We start from the raw sequence: 10915 nt of genomic DNA, 5'->3' as shown, positions 1-10915 counted from the left end.
TCACACGGATGACCTCCAACGTATGATGATCAAGACTTCGTCCGTCGCGCTTCATACAAAACCATACCAAAAATAGCCAACTAAAGCTACAAAAATGTCGCCTTATTTACCGACTAATGAGTAAATATGGGCCGCCACCGCAAGGGTGACACACATGTGTGTCACCCTTAACTTCATGGGTCAGTCAATGGCGCCCTGAAGCCTATCGGCATGCCATGGTAGAACGATTGATGATCGCTTCAACGAAATCGGTTTTCGGTGGTCACAGCGCACAGTCGTAGGGCAAGTGCTCCGGCAAACCCGCAAGGGACGAAGCAAAATCAGAACCCTCTGGGAGAGAACCCCGACCGCTCACCAGCTCCCAGCCGCGTTCCGCTCCATCGTCGGCCGCCAGCTACGGCGCACCAGGCAAGGGGGCATCACAATCAAATCGAACATAGCTGTCTTTGGTTAATAAAGGCGGCGAACGTGAAACCGGGCGGCGAAGAACATTGGCTCGATCAGATCGGGTAAACCAGATACCGGGGCAACACCGAGGTATCGAGCTCGGCCCGCCGCGACAGAAGTTTCAGGCTACCGTCCCTGCCCACTCGCACCGCGTCGAGGTATTGGCCAACTGCCAGAACCTGAGTCATTCCACTATCTACCGCGGTCATAAACACCGAAAAATTCGACCTCATTTCCACCGTGCTGGCGCCGGTTCGCTCGTAGCGCATTCGCCGGACAAAATGACGTGTGCGATAATCCTGGAACGTGCCAACCCATATATCGTTGACGAAGGTGACACGATCCTCGAGACGAGCGCGGCAATCGTCATACATGAACCCCAGCGCCAGATCGTGCTCTGTATTCTCAACCGATCGACAGAAATAGGAAGCCGCGTCCTCTTCGGCATAGTTGCCGAGCCAGCCCTGCATATCCTTGCCATCAAGCGCGCTGGCATCGGCGAGAAGTAGCGCGTCCAGCGCTGCTTCGAGTGAAGTGTCGATCTGAATCATGCTGTGGCCCTTTCGAAACCCATTACCGACCGGTAGTGCTCCCAGCGCGGCAGGTTGCCGCTCTCATCGTTCTGAAGAAACTCTGATTCCAGCTTCGAAGGATCATGTACGCCCTTCTGGAAGATCGCTGAACCAGGCGTATGATTGCCGATGTGGATACGCTGAAAGATCGAGGCATCCTCCATGCTTATCAGCCCGCAGGGGCCGAGCAGGTTCGAGCTTTGCCGCAGCCGGTGACGGACCATCTCCTCGTCATCGTCCTGGTGCGCGAAATAGGCATAATGGACCTCGACCGTCTCCGCATCGATCGGCGTTGCAAAGCGCAGGTTGATCACGTCGAGATGCTTGGTGGAAACAAATGTCGGGAAGAGACTGACAATCCGCGAACCAACCGCCGGGTCCTGCCCCTTGAACTCGATCAGAGACTTGTCCTTGAGAATCGTGGGCCCGCTAGCGACGGATAGCGCCGATTCGAAACAGATATGGCCGTGCTTGGTCGTGGTAAACTGCCGGCCCTTCCCGCCTTGCCAGTTAAGAAGCTTAAACGCCTGATGCAGCAGAGGCGCATGATAGCCGTCGTTATCGGTGTAGGACTTCCAGTTGGTATCGTAACGGACCTTCTGATAGCCGAGCAGCTTTAGCCGCCCATCTCCCGCGACCAATTCACGCAGCGTGTCCTGCGAATCGCCTAGGAATTCCAGAAGAGGTTCGGTTTCCGCCGAAAGCGTCACGAAGATCACCCCATAGAAGCTGTCAAACCGCGGCTGGGCCAGGGGATAATCGGCCTTGTCGAAGCCAGGCAGGAACTCGCGGTAGTTGGGGCAGCCGATCAGATCGCCTTTGGCGTCGAACAGCCAGCGGTGATAGGGGCATTCGAACTCGGTCTTATTGCCCATCACCTCAGTTTCGAGCTTGTTGCCGCGGTGCGAGCAGGCGTTGTAGAATACCCGCACTTCGCCTTGCTGGTCACGGGCGATGAGCAGCGGCACCCCGGCCAGGCTGAAGGTCTTGAAGTCACCCGGGTTCGGCAATTCGCTTTCGTGCGCGATCGGATGCCATTCCGGGCCATGGAAGATCCGCTTGATCTCCTCGTCGTAGATGTCCTTGCGAGTGAAGGCCTCCTTGGGAACTTCGTTGTAGTTCTTGGGCCAGGACAGCTTTATTTCCGTCATTTCTTCTCTCCTATTTTCGGCGGCCGAGGCCGCCTACGCAATCATTTTTCGGCTTCGAGCGCCCTGCCGAGATCGGCCCACATGGTGCCCGATTTGCGTGCGCCTTCCAGGAAGGGTTCAGGGCAGAGATGGTAGGGCGGACGAACCGGCCCGGCCTTAATCCAGCCCGCAGCGTTCATCCGCTCCTTTTCAAGCGCGATATTGTAGGTCGAGAATTCCTTAAAACTGCCATTGGGGAACAGCGGCGCGGCCGTCGGGCCAAGCTTTGCCATGAAGGCGCGCGCAGCGCTCCAATCACCCGATACGCGGGCCGCGGCTACCAGATCGCGAAGCGTCGTGGTCACCAGCGGGTGGCACACCGCCCCGCTTGACCAGAAGGCATCAACCGAATCGTCCATGCGTGCCGCGCCGTAATAGTCGAAATCGATCGGCAACAGCTTGATGCGGCCGCGGATCGCGGCAAGATCGCCCAGCAGATTGCCGATGCCGATGTACTTTGCTGTGACCACCTGACGGATCTCAGCAACCCGCGCCCAAAACGGACGCGGAAAATCGAACTTGAACGCTTCGGGATTTGCGTAGATCGCGATGTTCATCTCAGGCACGGCCTCGGCCACGTCCTTATAGAACTGGACGGCGACATCCACGCTGGGCGCGCACCACATCGGCAAGCCAAGCATCGTACCGTCGGCGCCAATATCCAGCGCCTGGCGGGTCAGCGCCACCGTGTCGCGGGTGTTGATGCAGGTGGTGCCGACAAAAACAGGAACCCGCGCGGCGGCGGCATCGACCAGCGCCTTCATGAAATCCAGCTTCTCGTCGTGGGTCATGGTCGCCGCTTCGCCCAGCGTGCCCATGCTTAGGATGCCGTCGATTCCCGCGTCGATCAGGCCATTCACCATCCGCGCGGTTTCATCGAGATCGACCGTTTTGGTCGCCCGCCAGTCCGAGGCATCGTCCTTCGCAGGGGTTGGAATGATCGCCCAGCCGCCCTTGACGTCACCGGGGCTCAAAAGTGCTCGCACCATCTACTCTATATCTCTCCCAAAGTCGCAAATCCGAGTTTCGCCGTGCTGGTTGCTGTTGTCCGGACGTTCGTCATTTCATACCCCTCTTCTTGTTTAGCGGCAAGCGGCGGTATAAGCTTGACAAAATGATGGCCGCTCGCGCCCGTGGCAATTCCTGCCCGTCAGGCGGCAGCGGAGCGGGAAGACCTTCAGGAGGTGAGTTTGTCCAAGCGGTTTGATGGCAAGGTTGCGGTTGTTACCGGTGGCGCGCAGGGAATCGGTTTCGCCACCGCCGAGCGGATGGCACAGGAAGGCGCATGCGTGGTGGTCGCCGACCGGGCCGAGGAGGCTACGGCGGCCGCAGTCGACCGGCTCCGCAGCGCGGGCGGCGATGCCCACGCCGCGATAGCCGACCTCGAACAGTGCGAGGGTGCGGCCGGATTATACCAAAACGTCACCAAACGCTTCGGACGCGTTGATGTTGCAGTGCATAATGTCGGCGGAACGATCTGGGCCAAGCCCTACTGGGAATATACCCCGGAGGAAATCGTGGCCGAAGTCAACCGCTCGCTGTGGCCGACGCTGTGGAGTTGCCACGCAGTGTTGCCGCACATGCTGAAAGCAGGCTCCGGATCGATCGTTAATATCGGCTCGGTCGCGACGCGCGGCGTCAACCGTGTGCCCTACGCCGCCGCCAAGGGCGGGGTTGTCGCACTGACCGCCGCCCTGTCGCTTGAACTGGAGTCCAGCGGTGTGCGCATCAACTGCGTTGCGCCAGGCGGGGTTAACGTCACCCGAGTCACGCCGCGCAATCCGGCCCCGCCGACCGAAGCCGACAAGGTCGGTTTTGCCCGGGTCATGGAGCAGACTCTACGAGATACGCCGATGGGACGCTTCGGTGAACCCGAAGAGCTGGCTGCGGCGATCTGCTTCTTCGCCTCCGACGAGGCATCCTATGTCACCGGGCAGACCCTGTTCGTCGCCGGCGGCGGAATCGGATAAGACCGCCGCGTCGACTGCCTTGTCCCTCGTAATGTCCAAGCCCGCGCTCCTGTTTGAGCGCTCGGGCGCCACCGCAGCTTGGTGGTATTGATCAGGTCACGGAGGCTAGAGCCTGATTGGTTTAAGTGTGATCAGGCTCTGGCTATTTTTCTAAGGACGATTCACGCCTCCGGCTCGCTCGGCTGAGCGAACCTCAAACGATACTCTAATTCCCGAGGTTGATCTGATTTTTATTGGTGGCAGCTCCCGTCACAGCGCCCGCCGCACCGCCGATAAGCGCCCCCGTCCCGGCACCCATGCCTGTCACCGCACCAAGAATCGCACCACCACCCGCGCCGATCGCACCGCCTGAAAGCGCACGCTGGCCTGTTGTATCTCCACAACCGGCGAGCGCCGTCAGCGAACCGGTCAACATCAAGCCAACCGTCAAATTCCGCAACGTCAATTTCCGCAACATGGCAAACCTCCACTGTAATTATTCAATATTATATGGCCCGTCACTGCGGAAATTCAAGACGGAACGGAGCAATGACAACCGTTCCGCCCCCCGCTCAGTTCCCAACCAGCGGCTTGCCGAGGTTGAGGTTACGCGGGCTGATGGCCGCCCCCGCGACAGCGCCCACGCCACCGCCAATAGCCGCCCCCGCCGCCGGGCCGATGCCCGTAACCGCACCCAAAATGGCGCCCGTGCCCGCGCCGATCGCGCCGCCGGAGAGCGCGCGCGACCCCGGCGAATAACCGCAGCCAGCCAAAGCCAGCGTCGCCAGCAGCAACACGGGAAGCACGCGCAAATTAACACTCATTCTCATAAACCTCTTGCTGTTGAACGCTCCTTATAGGCACGGCGGTGCGCGGCGCGCCACAACGCCCCGCTAACCACTGAATTAAAGTCCCGCAACAATGCCTCCCATCTGGTGCGGGCCTTGCCGCCCGCCACCCCTGGCTGTAATCCCTGCCTCGGATTTCTGCTTTGTCTCTGGAGCGGCCAGATTCAAAACAGCACAAGAAAGGTTTTTGATGTTCTCTAAACTTCTCGGCCTCATGTCGGCTGATATGGCAATCGACCTCGGCACGGCGAACACGCTGGTTTACGTGAAGGGGCGCGGCATCGTCCTGGCGGAGCCCTCCGTCGTGGCCATCGCTGATGTAAAGGGCCGCAAACATGTGCTGGCCGTCGGCGAGGAAGCCAAGCATATGCTCGGCCGCACGCCTGGCAACATCTCAGCCATCCGCCCCCTGCGTGATGGCGTGATCGCCGATTTCGAGGTCGCGGAGGAGATGATCAAGCACTTCATCCGCAAGGTGCACAACCGCCGCGGCTTCTCCTCGCCCATCATCATCATCTGCGTCCCTTCCGGCTCCACCGCGGTGGAGCGCCGCGCCATCCAGGAAGCCGCTGAATCAGCCGGCGCGCGCAAGGTCTTCCTCATCGAGGAACCCATGGCCGCGGCCATCGGCGCCAATTTGCCCGTTACCGAGCCCTCCGGCTCCATGGTTGTCGATATTGGTGGCGGCACCACCGAGGTCGCCGTCATCTCGCTGGGCGGAATCGTATACGCCCGCTCCGTGCGCGTCGGCGGCGACAAGATGGACGAAGCCATTATCTCCTACATCCGCCGCGCCTTTAACCTGCTGATCGGCGAAAGCTCGGCCGAACGCATCAAGATGGACATTGGCGCCGCCTGGATGGACAGCGCCGATAACGGCCCCTCACGCTTCGTCAAAGGGCGTGACCTGATCAACGGCGTGCCGCGCGAGGTCACAGTCACCCAGCGCCAGATCGCCGAAAGCCTGGCTGAACCGGTGGGCCAGATCGTCGAGGCCGTGAAGGTCGCGCTGGAGAACACCCCACCGGAACTCGCGGCTGATATCGTCGATAAGGGCATCATGCTCACCGGCGGCGGCGCTCTGCTGCACCGGCTCGATGAAGTGCTGCGCGTCTCCACCGGCCTGCCCGTGATGGTGGCGGAAAACCCGCTGCAATGCGTCGCCCTGGGCACCGGGCGCGCGCTGGAGGAAATCAAGCGCCTACGCACTGTTCTCTCCTCAATGTATTAACTATACCCCGATCAAGTCAGAATCCGGTATTTTTTGGGTTTATGATACGAAAATTATTTGTGACCGCGCCAGCTAAATTTGGACCAGTTTGGCGTGATGGAATCTGGCGTTGTCGAGGAAAACGTGAAGCAAGCGCTTGCCTGAGTACATCGCTTCGATCGCCATCAGCAACATGATCGTGCTCGCGGCATCCACCGTCAGCACATCCTTCATGACCGTCCGGCCGGTTTCAAGGTCGATCGCGCCATGAATATTCAGACGATCCCGCCCGCTACTCTGTTCCACGGTGACCGGTATGTCTTTCGGCGGCTAGCAGCCAACCTGACGCACCGTGTGGGTCGGATGGACCGCATTTCCCGGGATCGAGCTTGCGCGATATCGCGCGCGGCTTGCGATGCTCCATGCCGAGCCAACCCGATCAGGTCGCGTCGCGCTTCATCGTCAAGCAAGCCTTGCCGCTTCATCCCGAAACCAGAATCGTTCTCGGGCCGTTTGGCAAGTCCCATCCGGATTTTCACAGAGCCGGGGTATCATTTACCGCAACACCCCGGCGGTCAGGCGCGAGGGCGGCTAGCCGGGCTCCCCAGTTGGCAGGGTGGAAAACCGCCGGGAGCCAGCCCCCTTCAGAAACGCCATAGGCATAAGCCCGTATGAAATTCATAGGGTGTTGCTCCCGCTTTCCAGGCGGACGCCCAGGCGGCCTGCGATGTCCTGGATAAACTGCCAGGCGACCCGGCCGGAGCGCCCTCCCCGAGTCACGGACCATTCAACCGCCGCCGCGCGCAGCGCCTGGGTGGTGACCGGCAGGTTGTAGGCGACGGCGTAACCCTCAACCATGGCGAAGAAGGTGTCCTGGTCGCCGTTGTGGAAGCCCAGCCAGAGGCCGAAACGGTCAGAGAGGGAGACTTTCTCCTCCACGGCTTCGCCGGGGTGGATCGCCACGGCGCGTTCGTTCTCTGTCATGTCGCGCGGCATCAGGTGCCGCCGGTTCGACGTGGCATAGAACAGGACATTCTCCGGCCGCCCTTCGATTCCCCCATCCAGCACCGATTTCAGCGCCTTGTAGTCGGCGTCCTCACGCTCGAAGGAGAGATCGTCGCACAGGATGATGCAGCGGCGGGGCTGCCCGCGCAGTATGTTCAGCAATACCGGCAGGGTGCGGATGTCCTCGCGGTGGATCTCAATCAGCGCCAGCGAATCGGGCCGCTCCTTGTTCACCTGGGCGTGCACGGCCTTCACCAGCGAGGATTTGCCCATGCCGCGCGCGCCCCAGAGCATGGCGTTGTTTGACGGCAAGCCGGCTGCGAATCGCTGGGTGTTCTCCAGCAATATGCCTTTTTGCTGGCCAATGCCTTGCAGCAGCGCCAGCTCCACCCGGGCGACCCGGGGCACCGGCGCCAGCGTGAGCCGCTCAGGGTGCCATACGAAAGCCCCGGCGGTGCCCAAGTTTGGCGGGACCTGCACGGGCGGCGCAAGACGCTCCAGCGCCTCGGCGATGCGGCGGAGCAGCGTGTCGTCCATTTGCTAGTCTCCTCGTTGTTTCGGCGCGCCAGTTGACTGTACCGCGCCGCAACCTATGGTCCGCCGCAACTGAACGCAACCAGGAGCAGACATGTTTATTACCCCGGCCTTCGCACAGACCGCCTCTGGCCCGGCCAGCAGCTACAGCAGCATCATCCAGTATGCCCCGCTGGTTCTGATGTTCGGCGTTTTTTATGTTTTGCTGATCATGCCCTCGCAGAAGCAGCAGAAGCAGCTGAAGGCGCGGCTGGCCACGATCAAGCGTGGGGACAAGGTTGTGACCGCGGGAGGGATTGTCGGGCTAGTGAAAAAGGCGGTTGACGGCGCCGACCAGGTGGAAGTGGAAATTGCCCCCAATGTCACCGTGAGCATCGTGCGCTCGACCATCACCTCGGTGCTGGCGCCCGTGGCGGCCAGCGACAAGGTCTAGCGAAGCAAGCGTCTCAGAACCGGCGCGCGGTGGTGTAGCGGGCGGTGTCTTCCAGCGCGGTGCGCATCGGGCTTTCTGGGAAGGCTGCCAACGCCACGCAGGCGGATTCCACGAAAACGTCGGCCCGGGCGATGCTGCGCTGGATGGCGTTGTGGCGCTGCATGAAGGCCAGGGCGGTGACGAGGTCGGCCTCGGATTGCTCGCCCTCGCCGATGGTGCGGGTCCAGAATTCCAGCTCCCGGCTATCCGCCCCGGCGATGGCCAGCAGCACCGGATAGGTGAGCTTGCCTTCGCGGAAATCATCACCCACGGTTTTGCCAAGCTCGGCTTCGTCGGCGGCGTAGTCCAGCGCGTCATCCACCAGCTGGAAGGCCATGCCCAGGTCCATGCCAAATTGCGCCAGAGCGGCCTTTTGCGCGGCCGGGCGCTCCGCAATCACGCCGCCAACCTCGCAAGCCGCCGCGAAGAGCGCCGCAGTCTTGCCGCGGATCACGTCAAAATATTTCTGCTCGGTGGTGGAGATGTCGTTCTGCGTGGTTAATTGCAGCACCTCGCCCTCGGCGATGGTGGCCGACGCGCTGCACAAAATGCGCAGCACCTCCAGCGAGCCGTCCTCGACCATTAGTTCAAAGGCGCGGGCAAGGAGGAAATCGCCCACCAGCACCGAGGCCTTGTTGCCAAATACCGCGTTGGCGCTGGCAAAGCCGCGCCGCAGCACGGATTCGTCCACCACATCATCATGTAGCAGGGTGGCGGTGTGGATGAACTCAACACAGGCGGCGAGATTGATCTGGCGCGCGCCCTCGTAGCCGCAGAGCTTGGCCGCCGCCAGGGTGAGCAGCGGGCGTAGCCGCTTGCCGCCCGCCGCGACGAGATGCACGGCAAGTTGGGGGATGAGGGCAACGGGACTATCCATCCGGGCGACGATCGCCTGGTTGGTGGCCAGTAGTTCGGGCTCCAGCATGGCTGTGAGCCGGCCTAAAGCGTTGGTCGTCAAAGGCGTCGCACCATCCAAATTTTTAGGCCTAACCAGAGAGCTTCAATTACGATACCTCCATATCGGGCGGACGGAAAAAAGGGTCAAGGCGCGCGGCATGAATGAGATCACATCCGGCGGATTATTGGGCGGGCGCGTGGCTTACCGGCAACTTGCCACGGGCCACCGCACGGGGTTTGAGCCGGTGCTGATGGCAGCCGCCGTGCCGGCGCAGGCGGGGGAGCTGGTATTGGAGGCCGGCACCGGTGCGGGGGCGGCTCTGCTGTGCCTTGCCGCGCGTGTGCCGGGGGTGCGGGGCGTGGGCATCGAGGCTGAGCCTGCCCTCGTCCGCCTGGCCAATGAGAATTTCCGGGCGAACGGATTTACCGGGACCGCCTGCATCCAAGGCGATGCCATGCACCTGCCCTTCCCCAGCCATGCGTTCGGCCATGTAATGGCCAACCCGCCCTGGTTCGCCGCGCATAACACCGCCTCGCCGGATGCGCGGCGCGCGCTGGCGCATCAGGCCGAGCCGGGGTTGCTTGAAGGCTGGGTCCGCTCCCTCACCCGCGTGTTGCGGCCGCGCGGCAGCATCACGCTGATTTTGCCAGACGCTTCCTTCGCCGCCGCCGGGGCGGCGCTGCGCGGGGCGGGGTGTGGGGCGATCAGCTTATTTCCGCTCTGGCCGCGGGCGGGGGAGCCTGCGAAGATTATCATCATCACGGCACGCCGGGGCGCCAAAAGCCCGGACCGCGTGTTGCCGGGGCTGGTGCTGCATGACGCGGCGGGGATAACAGCGGCGGCGCAAGCGATTTTAGAGCCGGATGACATGAGATGGAATCGCTGCGCGATCATATCTCATGCCTGAATCCGTCTCTGACCTATAAGGATATATAACGAGGCTCAATCCACCATCGGGGTGTGGAACACGGCGTAGGTTTCGTCGTTCTGGTCCTGGGCGCGCTCGGGCATGTCGGGCCGGTGGTTCACGCCTGAGTAATGCGCGATGAGCGAGCGCCGCTCCATGCCCGGCACCTCAGGCAGCGAGCCCTGGTGGATCAGCCGCCCGTGCCAGATCAGCACATCGCCCCGTTTGGCCAGCAGACTGACCGGCGGGCGGCCGAACGCCTTAATCTCATGCTCGATGGCCGGGGAGAGAAACCGCTCGGCGAATTTCTCCCAAGGGTTGATGCCGGTGCGCGGCGCCTTGTGAGCAAGTTCTTCCGCGGTGAGGAACTGGCGCACCTTCTCGCCGCGCAACAGGGGCCAGCGGTGCGAGCCGGGGATGTATTGAAACGGGCCGCTGGCGGGGTGGATGTCGCCCAGGGCGATCCACACCGCCGCGTACCAGGAATTGACGAAGGGCGGGTTCAGGTAATCATCCTGGTGCCAGCCGCGCTGAGAGCTCATCCAGCCGGTGAGGCAGAGATGCAGCATCATATCCTCGCCGATGACCTCTTTCATCTTCGCCATCAGCGGCGGGTAGAGGGCGAGATCGCGCATTTCGGGTACATACATATAAGGTGTGGCGATAAGCCAGCCGTGCTTCTTTTTATGCGCGATGCGGCGTTGCAGGTAGGGCTCGCTCACCGCATCGGGGATGAAGCCGGGAAGATGCAGCACACCATCGCGCCGCCACGCGGCTTGCGCGGGGGTGAGGCTGGCCTCGTCGAGCTCGCGCCGGTCAAGGGAGGGGATCAACGTTTCATCGGGGTATTCGGCGAGATCTGCGAAGCGGATGGCGGGCGGCG

The 10915-nt window shown here is 61.9% G+C and carries 13 protein-coding genes; 4 read left to right on the top strand and 9 right to left on the bottom strand.

Translation table 11 applies throughout. The features are described 5' to 3' along the window. Positions 1 to 500: 500 nt before the first annotated feature. The 3 genes from PHE40_RS05425 to PHE40_RS05415 are packed head-to-tail and all read right to left on the bottom strand — an operon-like array spanning position 501 to position 3183. Positions 501 to 998, bottom strand: a complete 498-nt coding sequence (locus PHE40_RS05425; protein WP_299959135.1) for an aromatic-ring-hydroxylating dioxygenase subunit beta — start codon at positions 996 to 998, stop codon at positions 501 to 503. Then, positions 995 to 2170 (bottom strand): aromatic ring-hydroxylating dioxygenase subunit alpha, encoded by a 1176-nt coding sequence (locus PHE40_RS05420; RefSeq protein ID WP_299959122.1) that lies wholly within the window; start codon positions 2168 to 2170, stop codon positions 995 to 997. Before PHE40_RS05420 ends, PHE40_RS05425 begins: the two co-directional genes overlap by 4 nt. Positions 2171 to 2211: 41 nt before the next feature. Further along, positions 2212 to 3183 carry a dihydrodipicolinate synthase family protein gene (locus tag PHE40_RS05415; protein ID WP_299959120.1) on the bottom strand — a complete coding sequence of 324 codons (972 nt, stop codon included), beginning with the start codon at positions 3181 to 3183 and terminating at the stop codon, positions 2212 to 2214. Positions 3184 to 3342: 159 nt separating this feature from the next. On the opposite strand from PHE40_RS05415, the gene PHE40_RS05410 reads away from it, so the two are divergent. Beyond that, complete coding sequence (locus PHE40_RS05410; protein ID WP_299959117.1) at positions 3343 to 4179, top strand: 1,6-dihydroxycyclohexa-2,4-diene-1-carboxylate dehydrogenase; 837 nt, start codon at positions 3343 to 3345, stop codon at positions 4177 to 4179. A 205-nt stretch (positions 4180 to 4384) separates the two neighbouring features. On the opposite strand, the gene PHE40_RS05405 is transcribed toward PHE40_RS05410, so the two are convergent. Further along, on the bottom strand, positions 4385 to 4594 hold the full coding sequence (locus PHE40_RS05405) for a YMGG-like glycine zipper-containing protein (protein WP_299959114.1): 210 nt from the start codon (positions 4592 to 4594) through the stop codon (positions 4385 to 4387). A 136-nt stretch (positions 4595 to 4730) separates the two neighbouring features. Beyond that, complete coding sequence (locus PHE40_RS05400; RefSeq protein ID WP_299959111.1) at positions 4731 to 4982, bottom strand: YMGG-like glycine zipper-containing protein; 252 nt, start codon at positions 4980 to 4982, stop codon at positions 4731 to 4733. Positions 4983 to 5196: 214 nt separating this feature from the next. Between PHE40_RS05400 and PHE40_RS05395 the strand changes: the two genes are divergently transcribed. Further along, the gene (locus tag PHE40_RS05395) at positions 5197 to 6237 is read left to right on the top strand and encodes a rod shape-determining protein (RefSeq protein WP_299959108.1); all 1041 of its coding nucleotides are present in this window, start codon (positions 5197 to 5199) and stop codon (positions 6235 to 6237) included. 72 nt (positions 6238 to 6309) lie between these two features. Here the strand turns inward: PHE40_RS05395 and PHE40_RS05390 are convergent, their stop codons facing one another. Further along, a complete protein-coding gene (locus PHE40_RS05390) occupies positions 6310 to 6534 on the bottom strand; it encodes a transposase (protein WP_366523585.1) in 225 nt (74 codons plus the stop codon). Between the two features lie 360 nt (positions 6535 to 6894). After that, a complete protein-coding gene (locus PHE40_RS05385; RefSeq protein WP_299959103.1) occupies positions 6895 to 7758 on the bottom strand; it encodes an ATP-binding protein in 864 nt (287 codons plus the stop codon). Positions 7759 to 7849: 91 nt separating this feature from the next. Here PHE40_RS05385 and yajC point away from each other — a divergent pair, with 91 nt between their 5' ends. Beyond that, on the top strand, positions 7850 to 8188 hold the full coding sequence (yajC, locus tag PHE40_RS05380) for a preprotein translocase subunit YajC (RefSeq protein WP_299959100.1): 339 nt from the start codon (positions 7850 to 7852) through the stop codon (positions 8186 to 8188). A gap of 13 nt (positions 8189 to 8201) precedes the next feature. Here the strand turns inward: yajC and PHE40_RS05375 are convergent, their stop codons facing one another. Continuing rightward, entirely contained in the window at positions 8202 to 9152 is a 951-nt protein-coding gene (locus PHE40_RS05375) for a polyprenyl synthetase family protein (protein WP_299959141.1), read from the bottom strand. Between the two features lie 130 nt (positions 9153 to 9282). Between PHE40_RS05375 and PHE40_RS05370 the strand changes: the two genes are divergently transcribed. Continuing rightward, entirely contained in the window at positions 9283 to 10032 is a 750-nt protein-coding gene (locus tag PHE40_RS05370; protein WP_299959097.1) for a tRNA1(Val) (adenine(37)-N6)-methyltransferase, read from the top strand. Between the two features lie 35 nt (positions 10033 to 10067). On the opposite strand, the gene PHE40_RS05365 is transcribed toward PHE40_RS05370, so the two are convergent. Further along, a partial coding sequence (locus PHE40_RS05365) for a phytanoyl-CoA dioxygenase family protein (RefSeq protein WP_299959092.1) occupies positions 10068 to 10915 on the bottom strand: 848 nt, incomplete at its 5' end.

The sequence above is a fragment of the Acidocella sp. genome (genome assembly GCF_028687955.1).
In the GTDB taxonomy this organism is placed as follows: Bacteria; Pseudomonadota; Alphaproteobacteria; order Acetobacterales; family Acetobacteraceae; genus Acidocella.
This window is presented reverse-complemented; position numbering and strand designations above follow the sequence as displayed.